This window comes from Schumannella sp. 10F1B-5-1, assembly GCF_006517535.1.
Classification (GTDB): domain Bacteria; phylum Actinomycetota; class Actinomycetes; order Actinomycetales; family Microbacteriaceae; genus Schumannella.
Genome location: NZ_VHQH01000036.1, coordinates 405,577 through 426,304, shown reverse-complemented (window position 1 = coordinate 426,304; position 20,728 = coordinate 405,577). Strand labels below are relative to the sequence as shown.

17 protein-coding genes and 1 pseudogene are annotated in these 20,728 nt (G+C 70.9%); 5 read left to right on the top strand and 13 right to left on the bottom strand.

What is annotated here, in order from left to right:
- Positions 1-3 precede the first annotated feature (3 nt).
- Positions 4-735 carry a class I SAM-dependent methyltransferase gene (locus FJ658_RS07610; protein WP_141144750.1) on the bottom strand — a complete coding sequence of 244 codons (732 nt, stop codon included), beginning with the start codon at positions 733-735 and terminating at the stop codon, positions 4-6.
- Between the two features lie 130 nt (positions 736-865).
- Between FJ658_RS07610 and FJ658_RS07605 the strand changes: the two genes are divergently transcribed.
- The 3 genes from FJ658_RS07605 to FJ658_RS07595 all read left to right on the top strand — a co-directional run bounded on the left by FJ658_RS07605 (position 866) and on the right by FJ658_RS07595 (position 3,849).
- Entirely contained in the window at positions 866-1,549 is a 684-nt protein-coding gene (locus FJ658_RS07605) for an exonuclease domain-containing protein (RefSeq protein ID WP_141144749.1), read from the top strand.
- Between the two features lie 95 nt (positions 1,550-1,644).
- Positions 1,645-2,337, top strand: coding sequence for a hypothetical protein (locus FJ658_RS07600; RefSeq protein ID WP_141144748.1), 693 nt, complete (start codon positions 1,645-1,647; stop codon positions 2,335-2,337).
- A gap of 81 nt (positions 2,338-2,418) precedes the next feature.
- Entirely contained in the window at positions 2,419-3,849 is a 1,431-nt protein-coding gene (locus FJ658_RS07595; protein ID WP_141144747.1) for a DNA recombination protein RmuC, read from the top strand.
- A gap of 2 nt (positions 3,850-3,851) precedes the next feature.
- Here FJ658_RS07595 and FJ658_RS07590 read toward each other — a convergent pair whose 3' ends face one another.
- From FJ658_RS07590 to FJ658_RS07555, 8 genes are all read right to left on the bottom strand, one after another.
- Positions 3,852-5,894, bottom strand: a complete 2,043-nt coding sequence (locus FJ658_RS07590; RefSeq protein ID WP_141144746.1) for an ABC transporter ATP-binding protein — start codon at positions 5,892-5,894, stop codon at positions 3,852-3,854.
- Complete coding sequence (locus tag FJ658_RS07585) at positions 5,891-7,624, bottom strand: ABC transporter ATP-binding protein (RefSeq protein WP_141144745.1); 1,734 nt, start codon at positions 7,622-7,624, stop codon at positions 5,891-5,893. Before FJ658_RS07585 ends, FJ658_RS07590 begins: the two co-directional genes overlap by 4 nt.
- A gap of 7 nt (positions 7,625-7,631) precedes the next feature.
- Complete coding sequence (locus FJ658_RS16635; protein WP_219995733.1) at positions 7,632-8,249, bottom strand: TetR/AcrR family transcriptional regulator; 618 nt, start codon at positions 8,247-8,249, stop codon at positions 7,632-7,634.
- 95 nt (positions 8,250-8,344) lie between these two features.
- Entirely contained in the window at positions 8,345-9,355 is a 1,011-nt protein-coding gene (gene glpX / locus FJ658_RS07575; RefSeq protein ID WP_141144744.1) for a class II fructose-bisphosphatase, read from the bottom strand.
- Between the two features lie 99 nt (positions 9,356-9,454).
- Positions 9,455-10,717 (bottom strand): four-carbon acid sugar kinase family protein, encoded by a 1,263-nt coding sequence (locus FJ658_RS07570; protein WP_141144743.1) that lies wholly within the window; start codon positions 10,715-10,717, stop codon positions 9,455-9,457.
- A gap of 14 nt (positions 10,718-10,731) precedes the next feature.
- A complete protein-coding gene (locus FJ658_RS07565; RefSeq protein ID WP_141144742.1) occupies positions 10,732-12,066 on the bottom strand; it encodes an MFS transporter in 1,335 nt (444 codons plus the stop codon).
- Positions 12,067-12,133: 67 nt separating this feature from the next.
- Positions 12,134-12,877, bottom strand: coding sequence for a FadR/GntR family transcriptional regulator (locus FJ658_RS07560; RefSeq protein ID WP_141144741.1), 744 nt, complete (start codon positions 12,875-12,877; stop codon positions 12,134-12,136).
- Between the two features lie 105 nt (positions 12,878-12,982).
- Positions 12,983-14,344, bottom strand: a complete 1,362-nt coding sequence (locus FJ658_RS07555) for an NAD(P)H-dependent oxidoreductase (protein ID WP_141144740.1) — start codon at positions 14,342-14,344, stop codon at positions 12,983-12,985.
- A gap of 185 nt (positions 14,345-14,529) precedes the next feature.
- Between FJ658_RS07555 and fbaA the strand changes: the two genes are divergently transcribed.
- Positions 14,530-15,561: a class II fructose-bisphosphate aldolase gene (gene fbaA, locus FJ658_RS07550; protein WP_141144739.1), complete on the top strand. Its 1,032-nt coding sequence runs from the start codon at positions 14,530-14,532 to the stop codon at positions 15,559-15,561.
- A gap of 121 nt (positions 15,562-15,682) precedes the next feature.
- Here fbaA and FJ658_RS07545 read toward each other — a convergent pair whose 3' ends face one another.
- The 4 genes from FJ658_RS07545 to FJ658_RS07530 all read right to left on the bottom strand — a co-directional run bounded on the left by FJ658_RS07545 (position 15,683) and on the right by FJ658_RS07530 (position 20,064).
- Entirely contained in the window at positions 15,683-16,813 is a 1,131-nt protein-coding gene (locus FJ658_RS07545) for a hypothetical protein (protein ID WP_141144738.1), read from the bottom strand.
- Complete coding sequence (locus FJ658_RS07540) at positions 16,803-18,122, bottom strand: sensor histidine kinase (RefSeq protein ID WP_141144737.1); 1,320 nt, start codon at positions 18,120-18,122, stop codon at positions 16,803-16,805. The genes FJ658_RS07545 and FJ658_RS07540 overlap by 11 nt, the downstream gene beginning before the upstream one ends.
- Positions 18,123-18,238: 116 nt before the next feature.
- Entirely contained in the window at positions 18,239-18,985 is a 747-nt protein-coding gene (locus FJ658_RS07535) for a DUF6264 family protein (RefSeq protein ID WP_141144736.1), read from the bottom strand.
- Positions 18,982-20,064, bottom strand: a complete 1,083-nt coding sequence (locus tag FJ658_RS07530; RefSeq protein WP_370454776.1) for a 4-hydroxy-3-methylbut-2-enyl diphosphate reductase — start codon at positions 20,062-20,064, stop codon at positions 18,982-18,984. The genes FJ658_RS07535 and FJ658_RS07530 overlap by 4 nt, the downstream gene beginning before the upstream one ends.
- 130 nt (positions 20,065-20,194) lie before the next feature.
- On the opposite strand from FJ658_RS07530, the pseudogene FJ658_RS16820 reads away from it, so the two are divergent.
- Positions 20,195-20,728: pseudogene (locus FJ658_RS16820) on the top strand (HNH endonuclease); the annotation flags it as partial.

Sequence of the window (20,728 nt, the reverse complement as noted above, 5' to 3'; positions counted from 1 at the left end):
AGCCTACCGGCGGGCGCGGTAGGCGACGGTGCGCATCGGCATGACCCAGGTTCCGGATGCGCGCACGCCGGCGTCCGCATCCAGCAGCTGCTCGATCCCGCGCTCCATCGCGGCGCGCCCCACGGCGTCGCGGGTGATCCACGCGCTGCGGGAGCGCACCAGGTCGAGAACCTGCTCGCGGCTCAGCTCGCGAGTCCAGTCGACCGAGTGCGTCGCCATCTCGCCGAAGGGCGGCGCGAGCGTCGGCACCTCGTCGAGGAACACCTCGGCGCCCGACCGCTCCGCGATCTCGCCGAAGCGACGATTGCCGGGATCGCGCTCGTCGCGCACGTTCCAGACGAGCGCGAGGGTGCCGCCGGGACGCAGCACGCGCGCGGTCTCGGCGATCGCGCGGGGCGCATCCACCCAGTGCCAGGCCTGCGCGACGGTGACCAGGTCGACGCTCGCGTCGGGCAGCGGGATGCGCTCGGCCGAGCCCTCGAGCGTCGTCACCTGCGGCGAGCGCGCGCTGAGCGTCGCGAGCATCGCGGGGTCGGGGTCGACGGCCGTGACAGCGAGTCCGCGGGCCGCGAGCGCGCGGGTCAGCTTGCCCGTGCCGGCGCCGAGATCGAGCACCTCGCGGGCGCCCTCCGGGATCATCCAGTCGACGATCTCGGCCGGGTACTCGGGGCGGGCGCGCTCGTAGGCCTCCGTCGCCGTGCCGAAGGAGAGGGCTCGCGCATCTCGATCGCTCATGCTCGTCACGCTACGCCGGGCGGGCGACACGGCACCGGGCGCGATGTGAGCCGGGCGCACGACGAGCCCGCGTCGGCCCGCCCCGGCGTGGGGGCGCGGCGACGTCGGTGCCCCGTGTGACCATCGGCACGTGCCAGTGGACTTCACCGCGATCGACTTCGAGACCGCCAACTCGTCGTCGGCGAGCGCCTGCTCGGTCGGTCTGGTGAAGGTGCGCGACGGCCGCGTCGTCGAGACCGACGGCTGGCTGATCCGCCCGCCCGCGGGTCACGATCACTTCGTCGAGTGGAACGTGCGCATCCACGGCATCATGCAGGCCGACGTGGTGGATGCGCCGCTCTGGTCCGAGCAGCTGCCCCGCCTGATCGCCTTCGCCGGCGACGACATGATGGTCGCGCACAACGCCGGCTTCGACATGGGCGTGATCAAGGCGGCGTGCGCCGCGAGCTTCCTGCCGCATCCCGCCATCGACTACGTGTGCAGCCTGCAGGTCGCACGCAAGAGCTACGACCTCGACAGCTACCGACTGCCCTCGGCCGCGGCGGCCGCGGGCTTCGACGACTTCCGCCACCACGACGCGATCGCCGACTCGGAGGCCTGCGCGGCGATCATGATCGACGCCGCGCGCCGCTGGGGCGCCGACGACCTGCGAGCGCTGGCCGCCGCGGCCGGAGTGCGGGTCTCGTCGACCGCGCCGAAGCCGAGCGGAGTCGGCGCGTCGGCGCCGTCGCGATCGGCCGCCACGCAGCGACCCGCCCCCACGGCGGCCTCGTTCACCGCCGGCGGATGGGCGCCTCCGCCGCTGTCGGTCTGACACCGGTGGGCCTTGTTCGGGCCGCTCGCCGATCGTGACCCCATCGTTGTCGACCACTCCTTGGATCTCCAGGCTCGCTCGGCAGGATCGAGGCCATGTCCTCCGACGTCGGCACTCGCATCCGCACCCTCCTGCTGGGCCTGACCACCGCCGCTGCGGCGATCGCACTGACGGGATGCGCCACCTCCGCCCCCGCCGATGACGCGAGCGGCACGTCATCCCCGTCGACCTCGGCCTCGGCCGAGCCCGCTGTCGCCACTGTGCGCATCGGCGCCGCCGACGTGAAGCTGCTGGATGCCGACGGAACCGAGCTGAGCGCACTCCCCTACACCTCGACCGCCGATGACCTGGTCGCCGCGTACACCGACGCGTTCGGCGCCGAGCCGACCGAGGAGGCGTACCCCGGTCACATCGAGGAGCAGCCGGGTACCGACTACGCCTGGGAGGGATTCACCCTGCGCGTGCTGGAGTCCAACGCCTCCGTGCCCGACCAGAACCTCGTGAACTACGTCGTGACGGCAGCGGAGGTCGGCGACGTCGCGATCACCGCCGGGGCGGACGACGTGACGGTGGGCTCGACCGTGGCCGATGTGGTGCCGGGTCCCGGCTCGTCGGCGGATCCGGTCGACATCGACGGCGTTCCGACGCGCTTCCACGCGGCCGACGTGCACGAGATCGGCGGCACGGACGACTACGGCAATCCGCTCGCCGACTACGTGTCGGCCCGCGTCGGCCCCGACGGCGTCGTCACCGAGCTGTACGCACTGAACCACAGCTTCGGCGTCTGACGCCCCGTCGTCGACGCCGCATCCCCGCCCGCCGGGGCGAGCCTCGACCCCGATGTCGGCGGCCCCCGCCACACTGTCGGCATGGACCCGCTCTCCCTGCTCATCGGACTGATCCTCGGCCTCGTCGTGGGCGCCGTCGCCGCCGCGCTCCTGCTGCGGTCGCGCCGCACGGCCGAGAGCACCGTGGATGCGCCGGTCGAGAACCCCGAGCTGGTCGCCGCCCGGCACGCGCGCGAGCTGGATGCGGTGCGCGCCGAGGAGGCGGGCCGGCGCGGCGAGCTGAACGCCGAGCTCTCCGGCGTCCGAGCGTCCCTCGAAGCAGCACGCGAAGCGCTCGCTGGCCAGGAGCGGCAGTTCCGTGACCTCATCGAGCGCACCGAGGCCGAAAGGCGAGAGCGTGCGCACCGGGAGCAGACCGACGCGGCTTCCGAGAGCAAGGTGCTCCAGGCGCTCAGCCCGGTGCAAGAGTCGCTGCGCACGATGCAGAGCAAGGTCGCCGAGCTCGAACAGCAGCGCAGCCGCGAGCACGGAGAGCTCACCCGGCAGCTGACGTCGGCGGCAGAGTCGGAAGAGCGCCTTCGCCGCACTGCCGACTCGCTGGCTTCCGCGTTGCGCAACAATGCGACCCGCGGAGTGTGGGGAGAGACGCAACTGCGCAGCGTCGTCGAGGCCGCGGGAATGCTCGAGCACGTGAACTTCGACGTGCAGGCGAGCGTCCAGATCGACAACCGCACTGCACGCCCCGACATGGTCGTCCACCTCCCCGGTGGCAAGAACATCGCCGTCGACTCGAAGGTGCCCTTCAACTCATACCTCGAGGCGTCGGCGATCGATGCCGGTGCTGGAGACGCCGAACTCGCCCGTCGCGAAGCGCTGCTGAAGCAGCATGTCAAGGCGGTTCGCGACCACATCACGACGCTCGGCGGCAAGAGCTACTGGGACGGGCTGGAGGCGAGTCCCGAGATGGTCGTCGCATTCATCCCGTCGGAGTCTTTGCTGTCCGCAGCGCTCGAAGCCGATCCGACGATCATGGAGTTCGCCTTCTCGAAGCACGTTGCGCTTGCGTCGCCCGTGACACTGTTCTCGGTGCTGAAGGCCGTCGCCGTCAGTTGGCGTCACGAGGTCGTCACCCAAGAGGCTCGAGCGCTGTTCGACGTGAGCCGAGAGCTCTATGGGCGCATCACGACTCTGGCAGGGCGCGTGGACAAGCTCGGGCGGTCAATTGAGCGAAGCGTCAAGGACTACAACGCGTTCGTCGGCTCGCTCGAACGTCAGGTGCTCCCCTCGGCCAAGCGGCTCAGTCAGCTCGACGAAGCGAAAGTACTGCCGGCGTTGAAGGAGATCGACGAGGACACCCGCCAGGTAACCGCGTCAGCTCTCACCGATCAGATCGCCGAAGAGCAGCGGCTCGCGCTCGCCGGCACGGGCCACGAGGAACTTGACCTCGGCCTCGCGGGCTCGACGCCTCGCGACGACACGGCCGACGACGAGGACGAGCGCCGCAGCGCCTGACCTCAGCCCTGCACGGGGTCCGGGGCCTCGGCGCCTTCGTCCACCGGCGCGGCGAACTGCGCCTGGTAGAGCCGGGCGTAGGCGCCGCCGTGCTCGAGCAGCTCGGCGTGCGAGCCCTGCTCGACGATCGAGCCCTTCTCCATGACGAGGATGAGGTCCGCATCCCGGATCGTCGACAGGCGGTGCGCGATCACGAAGCTCGTGCGATCGCGGCGCAGCTCGGCCATCGCCCGCTGCACGAGCAGCTCGGTGCGGGTGTCGACCGAGCTGGTCGCCTCATCGAGGATCAGCACGCTCGGCCGCGCGAGGAAGGCGCGCGCGATCGCCAGCAGCTGCTTCTCGCCTGCGCTGATGTTCGAGGCCTCGTCGTCGAGCAGGGTGTCGTAGCCGTCGGGCAGCGAGTGCACGAAGCGGTCGACGAAGCTCGCCTGCGCGGCGTCGAGGATCTCCTCCTCGGTCGCATCCGGCCGACCGTAGGCGATGTTGTCGCGGATCGTGCCCGCGAACAGCCAGGTGTCCTGCAGCACCATGCCGGTGCGCGAGCGCAGATCGGCGCGCGACGTCCGCGCGATGTCGACGCCGTCGAGGGTGATGCGGCCCGACTGCGGCTCGTAGAAGCGCATGATCAGGTTCACGAGCGTCGTCTTGCCCGCTCCGGTGGGGCCGACGATCGCGACCGTCTGCCCGGGCTCGGCGACGAGCGAGAGGTCGCGGATGAGCGGCTTCTCGGGCACGTAGTCGAAGTCGACCTGCTCGAAGGCGAGGCGTCCGCCGCTGCCGGCCGGGCGCTCGGGCGCCGCCGGGTCGGCGCTCTGCTCGTCGGCATCCAGTAGCTCGAACACGCGCTCGGCGCTCGCGACGCCCGACTGCAGCAGGTTCGCCATCGAGCCGAGCTGCGACAGCGGCTGCGTGAACTGACGCGAGTACTGGATGAAGGCCTGCACGTCGCCGAGCGTCATCGACCCGCTCGCGACGAGCAGTCCGCCGACGACGGCGATCGCGACGTAGACGAGGTTCCCGATGAACATCATCGCCGGCATGATGATGCCGCTCACGAACTGGGCGCCGAAGCTGGCCTTGAAGAGCTCCTCGTTCTTCTCGGCGAAGCGCGCCTCGACCTCGCGGTGGCGGCCGAAGACCTTGACGAGCGCGTGGCCGGTGTAGCCCTCCTCGATCTGCGCGTTCAGCTCGCCCGTGTTCTTCCACTGCGCGACGAACAGCTTCTGCGACCGCTTGGCGATCACCGTGGTCACGACCAGCGTCAACGGGATCGTGACGAGCGCGATGAGCGCGAGCCACGGCGAGATGACCAACATCATCGCGACGACGCCGATCACGGTCAGCACCGAGGTGAGCGCCTGGCTGATCGTCTGCTGCAGGCTCTGCGAGACGTTGTCGATGTCGTTCGTGACCCGGCTCAGCAGCTCGCCCCGCGGCATCCGGTCGAAGTACGACAGCGGCAGCCGGTGGATCTTCGCCTCGACGTCCGAGCGCAGCCGGAACACCGTGCGCTGCGTGATGCCGTTGAGCACGTAGCCCTGCAGCCAGCCGAAGACGGAGGCCAGCACATAGAGCAGCAGCACCGAGCCGAGCACGAGGTGCAGCGCCGAGAAGTCGATGCCCTGCCCGGGCACGAGGTCGAGGCCGCGGATCATGTCGCCGCGCGCCGTGTCGCCCTGGGCGACGAGCTGGTCGATGATCTGCTGCTTGGATGCGCCGTCGGGCAGCTGCGATCCGATCACCCCGGCGAAGATCACGTTCGTCGCCTGGCCGAGGATCTTGGGCCCGAGGACGGAGAGGACGACGCTGACGACGCCGAGCAGCAGCACCACGATCATCCCGCCGCGCTCGGGGCGCAGGCGGCCCAGCAGGCGCTTCGCCGAGGGCAGGAAGTTCATGCTCTTCTCGGCGGGCATGCCGGCGCCGCCGAAGGGTCCGCCGCCCCCACCCGGTCCGCGCCGTGGGGGCGCCGAGGGTCGCGTCGATGCTTCGGTCTGCTCGCTCGCCGGACGCTCGTCGGCGGGCCGGTTCGTCTCGTCGCTCATGCCGCCTCCTCCGCCGTGAGCTGGCTCGACACGATCTCGGCGTACTCGTCCGAGGTCGCGAGCAGCTCGTCGTGGGTGCCGCGGGCGACCACGCGCCCGTCGTCGAGCACCAGGATCTGGTCGGCGTCGACGATCGTCGACACGCGCTGGGCGACGACGATCATGGTCGCGTCGCCGACCTGGCGCTCGAGCGCCGACCGCAGCCGCGCATCCGTCGCCGTGTCGAGCGCCGAGAAGGCGTCGTCGAAGACATAGACCTCGGGTCTCTTCACGAGCGCCCTCGCGATCGCGAGCCGCTGCCTCTGGCCTCCCGAGACGTTCGTGCCGCCCTGGGAGATCGGCGCCTCGAGCCCTTCCGGCAGCTCTTCGACGAAGTCGCGCGCCTGCGCGATCTCGAGCGCCGACCAGAGCTGCGCATCCGTCGCCTCGGGGTTGCCGTAGCGCAGGTTCGACGCGATCGTGCCGCTGAACAGGTACGCCTTCTGCGGCACGAGCCCGATGCGCCCCCAGAGCAGGTCGGGGTCGAGCTCGCGCACGTCGACGCCGTCGACCAGCACGGACCCCTCGGTCACGTCGAACAGGCGCGGCAGCAGTCCGACCAGGGTCGTCTTGCCCGACCCGGTCGAGCCGATGATCGCGGTGGTCTCGCCGCGGCGGGCCGTGAACGAGACCTCGCGCAGCACGGGCTGGTCGGCGCCCGGGTAGGCGAAGGTCGCCGCGCGCAGCTCGACCTCGCCGTGGCCGGCGGTCTCGTGCACGGGATGCGCGGGAGGCACGACCGACGACGAGGTCTCGAGCACCTCGCCGATGCGGTTCGCCGACACCGTCGCGCGCGGCAGCAGGAAGCCGAGCATCGTCGCCATCATGACCGCGCCGAGGATCTGCAGCAGGTACTGCAGGAACGCGGTGAGCGAGCCGATCTGCAGGCTGCCGTCGTCGATCCGGTACGCGCCGAACCAGAGCACGGCGATGCTCGAGAGGTTGAGCACGAGCATCACGACCGGGAACATCAGCGCGAACCAGCGGCCCGCCGCGGTCGCCGCCTGCGTCACGTCGCGGTTGGCGCCCTCGAAGCGCTCGACCTCGACCGGCTCGCGCACGAACGCCCGCACGACGCGGATGCCGGTGAGCTGCTCGCGCAGCACGCGATTGATGCCGTCGATGCGGTCCTGCATCCGCTGGAACCAGGGCACCATCCGGCTGACGATCAGTCCCACGGCGATCAGCAGCACGGGGATCGCGACGACCATGATCCAGCTGAGCTGCACGTCTTCGCGCAGCGCCATGATCACGCCGCCGACCGCCAGGATCGGCGCCGAGACGAGCAGGGTCGCGCTCATGAGCACGAGCATCTGCACCTGCTGCACATCGTTGGTCGTGCGGGTGATGAGCGAGGGGGCGCCGAAGCGCGAGACCTCGCGCTCGGAGAAGACGCCGACGCGCTCGAACACGGCGCCGCGCACATCCCGGCCGAAGGCCATCGCGGCGCGGGCGCCGAAGTAGACGGCGGCGATCGAGCAGGCGACCTGCAGCAGCGTGATGAGCAGCATGACGCCGCCGGTGCTGAGGATGTAGCCGGTGTCGTTCTTGGCGACGCCCTCGTCGATGATGTCGGCGTTGAGGCTGGGCAGATAGAGCGAGGCCATCGACTGGGCGAACTGCAGCACGATCAGCGCGATCAGCAGCGGCCAGGAGGGGCGCAGGAAGCGGGTGAGGAGTCGGACGAGCACGTCGGTCCTAGCCGTCGGTGCGGGATGCTCCCGCAGGCGTGTGGTGGAGGACGCCGCCGGTGACGAAGGCGGCGAGTTCGGCGGTGCTGAACTCGTGGGGAGCGTGGAACTGCGGCACCGAGGCGCCGAAGGCGACGAGGCGGAGGTAGAACGCGAGCTCGGGGATGCCGACGCGCAGCGCGTCGCGGTCCCGGTCGAAGATCTCACCGAGCAGGGCGAGCCACGCCTCGTCGGGGTCGGTGCGCTCGTCGGGCGGCGGGTCGCCGCCGAGCGCGGTGAAGAGGCGGATGACGCCGTCCATGCGGTCGCGCAGCAGGCCGATGACCTCAGCGAGCTTCTGCTCGACGGGCAGCTCGACGTCGATCCCGCGCAGGCGGGTGTGCAGCGGCAGCGGGTCGAAGTGCTTGGCGACGGCGGCCCGGATCAGGCTCTCCTTGTCGCCGAAGGCGCGGAATACCGTCCCCTCGGCGACGCCGGCGGCCTGCGCGATGCGCTTGGTGCTGAGGTCGCGGCCGTGCTCCATGAGCAGCGGGATGACGGCGTCGATGATCGCGTCGCGCCGGTCCTCGGGCGCCATCGGGCGGGCGCGCACGCGCACCTCGACGAACTCCTCCGGCAGCACCACGCCGGAACTCTAACTGAGTGAGCGCTCACTCACAAGCGCTCACGCGCACGCACTCACGCGCCAGCACCTGCTCTCGAGCAGGGATGCTCATCGCGTCAGATACCGGCGAGCTCGCCCTCCTGCAGCCACTTCTCGACCAGGTGGTCGGCCGTGACGCGACGGATGGTGCCCGAGCGGGCGCGCAGCACGATCGACTCGGTGCGGATGATCGGTCCCTTCCGGCGCACGCCGCCGACCAGGTTGCCGTCGGTCACGCCGGTGGCGACGAAGAAGGTGTTGTCGCCCTTCACGAGCTCGTCGACCTCGTAGACGTGGTCGAACTTGAGGCCCGCATCCAGGCCCTTCTGCTTCTCGTCGTCGGTCTTCGGGGCGAGGCGGGTCTGGATGAGCCCTCCGAGCGCCTTGATCGCGCACGCCGTCGCGACGCCCTCGGGGCTGCCGCCCGTGCCGACGCACATGTCGAGACGGCCCTCGTAGCTGGCCGCGTCGATGCCGCCGGCGACGTCGCCGTCGAGCAGCAGGCGGGTTCCGGCGCCGGCCGCGCGGATCTCCTCGATCAGACCCTCGTGGCGCGGGCGGTCGAGGATGCCGATCGACATCTCGCTGACGTCCTTGCCCTTCGCCTTCGCGAGCGCGCGGATGTTCTCGCCCATCGGCTTGCGCAGGTCGACGACGCCGATGCCGTCCGGCCCGGTGACGATCTTCTCCATGTAGAACACCGTGTGCGCGTCGAGCATCGCGCCGCGGTCGGCGGCCGCGATCATCGAGATCGCATTGCGTCGACCGGATGCGGTGAGCGAGGTGCCGTCGATCGGGTCGACCGCGATGTCGCAGGCGGGTCCGCGGCCGTTGCCGACGTGCTCGCCGTTGTAGAGCATCGGCGCCTCGTCCTTCTCGCCCTCGCCGATGACGACGACGCCGTCGAAGTTGACGGTGCCGAGGAACTTGCGCATCGCATCCACGGCCGCGCCGTCGGCGCCGTTCTTGTCGCCGCGGCCGATGAACGGCACGGCGCGGATCGCAGCCGCCTCGGTCGCGCGCACGAGCTCGAGGGCGAGGTTGCGGTCGGGGTGCAGGAACAGGGTGCCGGTCTCGGTGGTCACCATTGGGCATCCTCCTTGTGAAGAGTGACGGAAGGGATGCGCCCGAGGTGGCGTCGGCGCTGCACTCAGCCTAGCGAGGCGGGCGGTCGCACCCGCCTCGTCTCAGGCAGAGTGGACGGACGTGCGCAGTCCGAGTGACTGCACGACGCGCTCGAGGGTGTCGGGTCCGCCGACGTTGCCGGGAACGACGACGTAGAGCAGCTCGCGGCCGTCGTGCGCGGTGAGCCGCCAGACCGAGACGCCGGGCAGCACCTGGCCGAGCACGACCGCGCGCGTCGCGCCGATTCCGGTCGAGGCGACCTCGGCGCTCGTGATGCCGCCCTTCGAGATCACGACCTCGACCTGCGGCAGCAGCCGGCGCACGGCCGTGGTCAGCGCGGCCATGACCTTCTCGCCGTGGTCGAGCGTGCCGTGGTCGCTCGAGCGCACGCGCGCGGTCGTCACGATCGCGAGGCCGCGCTCGGCGACGTGGTCGGCGGCGTCGGCTGCCGCGGCGAGTCCCGCCGCCGCCGGGTCGGCGAGCGCCGCGTCGGTGTCGACGACCGAGGGCTCTCCCCAGGTTGCGACGATCGGCGCGAGCTGCGCCGTCGCACCCGCGGTGTGCGAGCCGCACACCAGCAGGGTGGGCGCCGGTTCCGGGATGAGCGGGGTCGCCAGCAGCCCGGAGCTCGCGACCCCAGCCAGCTCGGCCGCCAGCGGCGACGCCGAGCGCACCACGATCCGGGCACCCTGCGACTCCGCCTCGGCGATCGCCGCCGCGATCAGGCGGATGTCGTCGCCGTCGACCGCGTCGGAGACCACGACCTCGCCGGGGCCGGCCGCGAGCAGCGTCGCGGCCGCGGCACCCGAGCGCAGCGCATCCAGGCTCACCGCGTGGGCGGTGCGCCCCGACTTGGCGGCCACGTAGTCGACCAGGTCCGAATCGGAGAACGGGAACACCGGGTCGTCGGCGTACTCGGTCTCGGCGGCCGGCACGTCCTGCCCGGCCAGCGACACGTAGTGCACTCCCCCGCGGGTCGTGCGCCCGCCGTCAGGGAACGCCGGGACGAAGACCATCACCGCATCGCCGTCGAGGAACTGCTCCGTCTCGGCGAACACGTGACCGCGCAGGGTGGAGTCGCCGCGCAGCACGAACCGCACCTCGGCGCCGAGACGACGAGCCGCCTCCTCGCCATCGGCGCGGATACCGCGCACCAGCTCCACCGCATCCGCCTCGTGCAGGGCGCGGCTGTTGGTCTGCACGTACACGCTGTCGCGCTCGCGCAGCACCGTCTCGAGCTCATCCACACCACCCCGCAGCAGCACCACCGCATCGGTGGCCGACTGCGTGCCGGTGGGGTCGTCGTCGAGCACGATGGTCTTCATCCCGGTCGTCATGCTCAGCGGGCCTCGGTGATCGCCTGCTCGACGTCGGCGCGCTCGCGCTTGCCCCACGTCTCGCGGGTCAGCAGCGCACCGAGCAGACCGAGAACGCCGCACGCCATGTAGACCAGCGCGACGCCGCCCCAGCCGAGCGCCACGGCGACCGCGGTCGCGATGAGCGGGATGAAGCCCGAGATCGCGGCCGAGAACTGGTAGCCGATCGAGGCGCCCGACGCACGGGTGTTCGTGTTGAACAGCTCCGAGAACCAGGCGCCCTGGGTGCCGGCGAGCATGTCGTGGATGATCGACATCGCCACGACGTAGACGAAGACGATCATGAACGGCGCGGCCGTGTTGACGAGCAGGAACATCGGGAAGCCGAAGGCGATCAGCAGGATCGTGCCGACGATGTAGACCGGGCGGCGCCCGACCCTGTCGGTCAGTGTGCCCCACAGGATGGTCGTGAACACACCCAGCGCGGCCGCCGTGATCAGGCCGGTCAGCGCGACCGAGCGCTCGGCGATCGGCTCGTCGCCGCCAGTCAGGTACGACAGCATGTAGGTGACGATCACGTAGAAGCCGCCCGACTCGGCGAGGCGCAGGGCGATGACGCGCAGCACGGTGCGCCAGTCGTTCTTGATGACCTGCCAGAGCGGGTTCTTGACGACCAGGCCCATCTCCTTGGTGTGCTCGAACTCGGGGCTCTCGGACACCTTCAGGCGGATGATCATGCCCGCGATGATGAGCACGGCGCTGAGCAGGAACGGCAGACGCCAGGCGAGCTCGCTGTCGAGCTGCGACGAGAGCAGGAACACGACGTTCGCGAGCAGCACGCCGAAGGGCACGCCCGCCTGCGGGATCGCGGTGTAGCGGCCGCGCTTCTTCCACGGGGCGTGCTCGAAGGTCATCAGGATGGCGCCACCCCACTCGGCGCCGAAGGCGAGGCCCTGCACGACGCGGATGAAGCCGAGGAGCAGCGGGGCGATGATGCCCACCTGCGCGTAGGTCGGCAGCAGGCCGATCAGCACGGTCGAGATGCCCATGACGAGCAGTGCGCCGACGAGCACCGGCTTGCGGCCGATCTTGTCGCCCAGGTAGCCGCCGATCAGGCCACCGATCGGGCGCACGGCGAAGCCGATGCCGAAGGTCAGGAAGCCGAGCAGCACGCCGACGACTGGGTCCTCCGAGGGGAAGAAGTCGGTGCCGAAGTAGAGCGCCGCGGCGGTGCCGTAGGCCAGGAAGTCGTAGTTCTCGATCGTCGTGCCGACGGCGCTGCCGATGGCGGTACGCAGCTTGTCGGGCGACCCGTCACGGGCCTGCGAGGTGCCCTCGGGGGCAGAGGTGGTGGTCATCGGTTGTCCATATCTCCTTCGATATGGGAGCGGGGTGACCGCGCTCCCCGGCGGGAGCGCATCCGGATCACTCCGGGGTCGGCGCTCCGCCGATCTGTCCGTTCTTGTAGAAGCTGCTGATGTGGTGCCGCACGAGTCGCGCAGCGGTCTCGCCGTCGCGGGCGACGATCGCCGCGAGGATCTCGCGATGCTCGGCCCGCACGGTCGTGGCCGTGGTCTTCCAGTCGGCGAGGCGGGCGTAGGCCTCGATCATCTGGCGGTGGATGGTGGTGCGCAGCGACGCCATCACCTGGGCTGTGAGGGCGTTGCCGGTCGATTCGGCGATCCGCTGGTGGAACGCCGCGTCGAGCCGGTTGAACTCGCTGGTCGGGATCTCGGGATCGTCCATGCGATCCAGGATCTCGGCGAGCTCGCGGTGGTCGGCCTCAGTCGATCGATAGGCGGCCTCCGAGCACGACCAGGTCTCGAGCGCGGTGCGCGTCTCGACCACGTCGGTCGCGGTGAAGTGCCCGAGCGCGAACTGCAGCTTGAGCAGGTTCACCAGGCCTTCGCCGGGGGTGGGGAGCAGCACGGCGCCGCCATCCGCTCCCCCGCCCCGGCGCACATCCACCACGCCGAGCGCCTCCAGCACCCGCAGCGATTCCCGCAGCGAGGGGCGCGAGACCCCGAGCGCCACCGCGAGCTCGCGCTCGCTGGGCAGGTGATCCCCCGGCTTCAGCCGCCCGTCGAGGATGCGCTCCTCGATCTGCGACATGACCTGCTCGTAGGTGCGCAGTCGCTGCACCGGCTCCCAGGCGTCGGAGGCCCCCATCGCTCATCACCCTTCCGGTGTCCGCTGCGGACGCCTGCTCGACGTCCGTCGCGTTCATCGTAAGCGTCATGGTGTGTCCTGAAGACGGTCAGACCGTGGTCGGCGTCAGACCGCGAGCGCCGCGTGCTCGGCGCGGAACTCGGCCTCGAGCTGGCGGCGGATCCTGACGGCGAACTGGGTCTCGTCGAGCTCGACGTCGTCCCACGAGACCGTGCGGTCCTTGGGGACGTCGCGGATGAGCTTGGCGCCGTGGGCGAGGCCGAGCGGGAGGGCGCCCGTGGCGAGCGAGGTCGCGGCGGGCGCGAGCTTGCCGAAGACGGTGTAGCCGCCCTCGCCGTCGAGCGTCTCGCCGACCTTGAGGTCCTTCTTCGCGGTCGTGACGACATCCCCGCGGAAGCCCGTCGGCGCCCCCGTCGCCTCGTTGCGCAGCACCGCGGCGGCGATCGACACCCCGAGCTCGAGCCCGATCATGTGGTACGGGCGGTAGAGCTCGCCGAAGCGGCCCGAGGGGTCGGTCTTGACGCCGTATTCGGCGAAGCACTGCACGGCGTAGTCGGTCTGCGCCTCGAAGGTGACGTAGACGCCCCAGCGCAGGTCGCGGAACACGTCCGTCCCGTCGCGGTTCAGGCTCGAGACGATCTCGACCGTGCCCGAGCGCGACAGGGTGCCGCCGTTGGCCTTCGGGATGATCAGGGTCGAGAGATCGTCCACGCCGGCCGGGGTGAAGTTCAGTCCCTCGTCCTGCGGGATGAGGCCGGTGCCGTTCGCGACGGCGGCCATCTCGATCGCCGACTTGGTGCCGTCGAGGAAGGAGTTGAACATCTTCGGGTTGTAGTCGCCCGAGGCCAGCTGCTCGTCGGTGAAGCCGTAGTAGTTCCACACCGTGTCGGGGGTGGAGTAGTTGTACTCGGGCAGGTACTTCGTGCCCTTGCCCGCGGCGACCGGGGTGAAGCCGACCGTGCGGCACCAGTCGACCATCTCGCAGATCAGGGCGGGCTGGTCGCCGTAGGCCATCGTGTAGATGACGCCGGCGGCCTGCGCGCGACGCTGCAGGATCGGGCCCACCATGCAGTCGGCCTCGACGTTGACCATGACGACGTGCTTGCCGTTGTCGATCGCGGTGACCGCGTGGTAGGTGCCGACGAGCGGGTTGCCGGTGATCTCGAGGATGACCTCGATCGCCGGGTGCGTGATGAGCGCATCCGAGCTGTCGATCACGGCGGTGCCGCCCGTGCGCACGGCCTCGTCGAGCGTCGCCGCGGCGTAGCGCTCCGCCGGCCAGCCCGTGCGCTCGAGGGCGCCCTTGGCCTTGGGCACGTTGATGTCGGCGACGCCGACGACGTGGATGTTGTCGCTGTTCACGGCCTGCGTGAGGAACATCGACGCGAACTTGCCGGCGCCGATCACGCCGACGCGGATCGGGCCGGACGCGGCGGTGCGCTGCTGCATGAGCGGGAAGAGATTCATTCCGAGCTACCCCTTTGTAGACGGACGCGCCGTCTGAGAAATCTTTATGGCTTGATGGTCTGACCATCTGCTGGTCACACATATTGCGCGCGACCGGTGCGCATGTCAAGCCCGACGCGCAGAACGCCCATTCCGCCTGGCTAGAGTGGTCGCGAACCCCGCCTGTGCTTCGAAGGAGAACCCCCATGCCCGTGGCAACCCCGGACCAGTACGCCGAGATGCTCGCGAAGGCCAAGGCCGGCGCCTACGCCTTCCCCGCGATCAACGTGTCGTCGTCGTCGACGATCAACTCGGTGCTCCAGGGCCTGACCGAGGCCGGCTCCGACGGCATCATCCAGGTCACCACCGGCGGCGCGGACTACTTCGCCGGCCAGACCGTCAAGGCCCGCGCCTCGGGCGCCCTCGCCTTCGCGAAGTACGTCACCGAGGTCGCCAAGAACTACCCCGTGACCGTGGCCCTGCACACCGACCACTGCCCCAAGGACGCGCTCGACGGCTTCGTGATGCCGCTGCTCGCCGCCTCGGAGGAGGAGGTGAAGGCCGGCCGCAACCCGATCTTCCAGTCGCACATGTGGGACGGCTCGGCCGTGCCGCTGCAGGAGAACATCGAGATCGCGCAGCAGCTGCTCCCCCGCATGAAGGCGATCAACGCGATCCTTGAGGTCGAGATCGGCGTCGTCGGCGGCGAGGAGGACGGCGTGCAGCACGAGGGCAGCAACGAGGCCCTCTACACGACCCTCGGCGACGTCACCGCCGCCGTCGAGGCGCTCGGCCTCGGCGACCAGGGCAAGTGGATCGCCGCGCTCACCTTCGGCAACGTGCACGGCGTCTACAAGCCCGGCAACGTGAAGCTGCGCCCCGAGCTGCTCGGCGAGATCCAGGCCGGCATCGCGGCCAAGTACAGCACCGGCGAGAAGCCCCTCGACCTGGTCTTCCACGGCGGATCGGGTTCGACCGACGCCGAGATCGCCGAGGCCGTGCGCAACGGCGTCGTCAAGATGAACATCGACACCGACACCCAGTACGCCTACAGCCGCTCGATCGCCGACACCGTGCTGAAGAACTACGACGGCTTCCTCAAGGTCGACGGCGAGGTCGGCAACAAGAAGATCTACGACCCGCGCGCCTGGGGCAAGATCGCGGAGTCGGCCATGGCCGTGCGCGTCGTCGAGGCGACCACGCAGCTGGGCTCGAAGGGCCACTCGATCTCGGCTTGATCAGCCCGCTCGTCAGCGGATCAGCGGAGCCCCGTCGTCCTCGCGGACGGCGGGGCTTCGTCGTGCGGGGCGCGCGGCTCGGGCGCCGTCCGACCAGGGCGGGCGACGCATCCACCCCGTCTCAGGTGTCGGCGTCCGGGAACTGGAAGCTCACGCTCAGCCGATCGCGATTCCAGACCACATCGGTCGCCGTCATCTGCAACGTCAGGTAGTACGGCGCGAGGTGCATGATGCGGCGCCCGTCGGGCAGCTCGACGTCGAGACTCACCCCGACCGCGGTCGAGCCGTCAGGGCGGCCGCGCAGCTCGACGAGCAGCGAGCCCTGGTCGACCTCGGGCGCCGCGAGCAGCGCGCGGATCAGACCGCGCAGCGCCGTCCTCTGCGGGGGACGGAGCCGGTCGGCGCGGCGGTCGGGGTCGACGACGACGAGCCGTGACGAGCCCTCCATCTCGTCGAGCCAGCTGGCATTCGCCTGCGTCACGAGATCGTCGCGCAGGCGCCGCGCGAGCTGCCCGGCGAGGGCGCGATCGCCCTCGTCGATGCGGCCGCGCTCGAGCACCTGCTCGAGGAACGGCACGGCCCGTGAGGTGAGCCGTGCCAGACGTGCCCGCTCCGCCTCCTGCATCTGCTGGTCACGAGCGGCGCCCGCGACCACGACCGTGCGCGAGCGCGCCTCGAGCAGCCGCTGCATGCTGCGCACGACCCCGTGCGAGAACGTGACCGTGATCGCGGTCGACACCACGATCGGGGTGGCGATGATGATCGTGCCCGCCACGACGCCCCAGTTGCCCTGCGAGGTCACGAGCGCCGCCGAGAGCGGCACCGTGGCCACGCCGACGCCGATTCCCAGCGCCAGGATCCAGCGCGCCGGCAGGTAGGGCGCGAGCGATCCCAGGGTCATGCAGCTGGCGAGCGAGCCCCACCACACCTCGACGGGGATCGGGATGCCCTGGTAGCCGACCGCCGAGAGCAGCATCGCGGCGCCGCTCAGCGAGCACGCCGTCACGGCCGCGCCGATGCTGATCGCCCCGGAGCGGCGGCTGGCCGCGAAGTGCACCACCAGGTGGGAGGCGACCGCCAGCGCGATCGCGAACAGCTGCAGCCCCGGCAGGTGGCGGGGGTTCAGCCCGGTCGCGATCACGAGCACTCCGCTGACGGCCTGGAACACCGCGAAAGCCGCCGGGATGTAGGGGCCGGTCAGCCAGCTCAGCGGATCGATCTGCTGCGGCGAGATCGGGACTCTACCGCGCATCGTCCGCCCTCCCGCTCGGGCGATCCGATGCGGCATCCCGCTCGATGTCGCGTTCCGCATCCGGCTCGGGCGGCAGCTCCTGGCCGATCAGGCGGTGCTGCGCCGGCTCGGCCTCGGCGATGACCGCGACGACCGGCACCGTCAGCACGACCGAGGTGCCGGCGCCCGGGGTCGACCACACGTCGAAGCGGCCGCCGACGCGCTCCAGGCGTCCGGCCATCGACTCGCGCAGACCCAGCCGATCGCCGGCGACGGCCGAGGCGTCGAAGCCGACGCCCTGATCGATGACCATGATCGAGGTCATGTCCTCGGTCGCGCTCACGACGATCTCGGCCTCGCTCGTGTGCGAGTGGCGCAGCACGTTCTCGAGCGCGGCGCGCGTCGCGTCGATCAGCGCATCGCCCGCATCCGGGGTCACCGAGTAGATGCCGTGGTTCGCACCGGACACGTGCACGGTCAGCCCGCGCCACTGGTACTCGGTGACGACGCGGGCGATGCGATTGCGCAGCACCGCATCCGATTCGTCGGTGGGCACGTGGTGCGAGGTGGTCAGCCACTCCGCACTCGTGAGCGTGTCGAGGTCGTCACGCAGACGCGCCCGGGTGCGCTCGTCGAGCTGGTCGGAGCCGTTCATCACGATCGCGAGGTCGTTGAGCACGGTGTCGTGCACGACGGCGGTCGTGCGCCGCGACAGGTCGGCTCCCGTGGCGATCGCCTGCGTCTCGGCCTCGAGCTCGTCGAAGTTCGGGATGCGCGCCCGCGCCCGGTGCTGGATCGCCGCCAGCACCCCGTAGAGCCCGACGCCGATGATCATCATCATGGTCGGCCCGAACCCGGGCTCGAAGGGGTGGTGGCCGATCGCGGCGACGAACGCGGTGACCGTGCACGACGCCATCAAGCCGGCGAGCAGCCACGCGCTCGCGATCAGCGGGCTCGTGGAGGCGGTCGCGACGAGGACGAGGGCGACGGCCGGGCGGTTGAGCAGGAAGTTGTAGTGGTCGACGGCATCGGGGATGTCGCCGAGCACCGTCAGCTGGAAGGTCGCGGTCAGCACGGCGGCGACGCCGAGGTAGGCGAACGCCATGCGCCGGCTCGGCCAGCGCATGGCGACCAGCACGAGGCCGAGATGGGCAGCCAGCAGCAGCAGCGGCACGACCATGTCGGCGCCGAGCCCGAGGCGCAGGTAGGCCTCGATCACGATCGGCACGTCGAGCAGCAGGTAGATCGCGCCGACCCGCCAGGTCATGCGCGTGATCGTGTCGGTGATCACACCCGACGCCACGTCACGGGGCAGCACGGCGACGCGCACGCTCGACCCCTCTCTCGCCGACTGGGTCGATCCTCTCAGGTCGACGCCGTCACAGGGTCGGGATGCGGCACCCCGCTCCGGGGGACGCGGCCTGCGCGGGCGCGGGTCCGCCGGTGTCAGCGGTTGAGCAGCTCCAGGTACGCCGGGTCCTGCACCATCACGATCACGCCGATCACGACCGAGATCAGCCCGGCGAGAGCGCCGCCCGCGAGCGGGATCCAGAAGATCACGCGCAGACGCCGCGCCAGCAGCGCGACCAGGATCGCGACGACGACCCAGACGACCAGCTGGAGCATCGCATCCCAGTTCGCGGCGGAGGCCGCGGCGGCCTTCGCGGTGAAGTCGCCGATGCCCATCATCTGGAACACCTGCGCGAAGCGCTCGGGGAACTGGTCGCGGGTCGTGAAGGCGCCGACGACGTTGAACAGGCCGTAGGCGAGCAGGCCGACCGTGATCGGCAGGTCCCAGCGCGGGCGAGGGCGCTTCTCGGCGACGGCGGGTGCGGAGTAGCCGGGATGCGCGGGGCCGCCCTGCGACGGGTACGTGCCCTGCGGCGAGGAGTCGGCGTCCGGCCGGCCGTAGGCGCCGGTCGGCGGCGGGTACGCGCCCGGGGCCGAGGTCGGGGGTGCCGACGTCGGCACGGTCGACGCACTCGGCGTCGCCGAGGCGGCATCCGGGCCCGTGCTCGCGGACGGGGCGTCGCCGCCGCTCGTCGGCGCGGCCGCGGCCTCCGTCGCGTCCTGCAGCAGGGGATGATCGGGGCCGAGGATCTCGCGCAGCTCCGCCGGCGAGGCGTACTCGCCGTAGGCGGGGCGTGCCGGCCGATCGGCCGTGTCGTCGCGGGTGGTGCGCTCGTCGCTCATCCGCGGCTCCGTCCGCCGAGGGCGCGCGCATCCGCCTTGCCCTCGAGGTCGCGGCGCAGCTCCTTCGGCAGCGAGAACATGAGGTCCTCCTCCGCCGTGCGCACCTCCTCGACCGCGCCGTAGCCGGCCTCGGCCAGGTCGGCCAGAACCTCCTGCACCAGCACCTCGGGCACCGAGGCCCCGCTGGTCACGCCGATCGTCGACACGTCGTCGAGCCACTCCTGTCGGATCTCGTCCGCGTAGTCGACCCGATAGGCCGCGCGGGCGCCGTACTCCAGTGCGACCTCGACGAGGCGCACGCTGTTCGAGCTGTTGGCCGAGCCGACGACGATCACCAGGTCGGCATCCTTCGCGACCTTCTTGATCGCCACCTGGCGGTTCTGCGTGGCGTAGCAGATGTCGTCGCTCGGCGGGTCCTGCAGGTGCGGGAAGCGGGCGCGCAGCCGGCGCACGGTCTCCATCGTCTCGTCGACGCTCAGCGTGGTCTGCGAGATCCAGACCAGGTTGTCGGTGTCGGGAACCTCGACCGTGTCGGCCGACTCGGGGCTGTCGATGAGGATCGTGCGATCGGGGGCGTGCCCCATCGTGCCCTCGACCTCCTCGTGTCCGGCGTGGCCGACCAGCAGGATGCGCGCATCCTGCTTCGCGAAGCGCAGCGCCTCGCGGTGCACCTTCGTCACGAGCGGGCAGGTCGCGTCGATCGCCTGCAGCTCGCGCTCGGTCGCCTCGCTCCTGACCATCGGCGAGACGCCGTGGGCGCTGAAGACGACGTGCGATCCGGTCGGCACCTCGCCGAGCTCGTCGACGAAGATCGCGCCGCGCTTCTCGAGCTCGCTGACGACGTGCACGTTGTGCACGATCTGCTTGCGCACGTAGACGGGGCTGCCGAAGTGGTCGAGCGCCTTCTCGACGGCGATGACCGCGCGGTCGACGCCGGCGCAGTAGCCGCGGGGGGCGGCCAGCAGCACGCGCTTGGCGACCTCGCCGTCAGCATGGGCGACGGGGCGGTCGACGAGCGGCCCGCGCGAGGTGGGAACGCGCGGCGCAGCGAGGTCGACGCCGAGGGCGCCGTTGGTGATGCCGGACACCCCGTGATTCTACGAGCGCGCGCCTGGCACGACCTGATGCCCGGCTGTGGGCGGATCTCGCTGGCGCCGAGACGTTGCCGACGCCCCTCCTGATGTCGGTGGTCCGCGACACGATGAGCATATGAAGGACCTCCCGACGACGACTCTGAGTGACGGCGATCTCGCCGCGCTGGAGTCGGTCGTGGTGGAGGCCGACGACGTCGCGACGCTGCTCACGGTGGGTCAGGTCGCCGAACTGCGCATGCTCGCCCGGGCAGGTCGGCTGGCCGAGAAGCAGGCGCGGCGCGCGAGCGCGAACGTGCGAGCGCACGACATGGCGCTGCGGTCGATCGCGGCCGAGCTCGCCGCGCTGCTCGGCGTCGCCGACCGCACCGTGCAGGCGCGCATCGGCGAGGCCCGCGAGATCGTCGAGGGCTACCCGCACGCACTCGAGGCGTGGGAGTCCGGCCGGATCACGCGCGGGCACCTGCGGGTGATCGTGGATGCGGGCCGCGTCCTCCCCGTCGATCGCCGTCCCGCGTTCGAGTCCGAGGCGATCGACCGCTGCCTGCTCGACACCCCGGGGCGTGTGCGGTCCGCCCTGGAGATCCTCGCCGAGCAGATCGCCGAACGCCCCTTCACCGAACGCCACGCCGACGCCGCCGCGGGCCGCGGT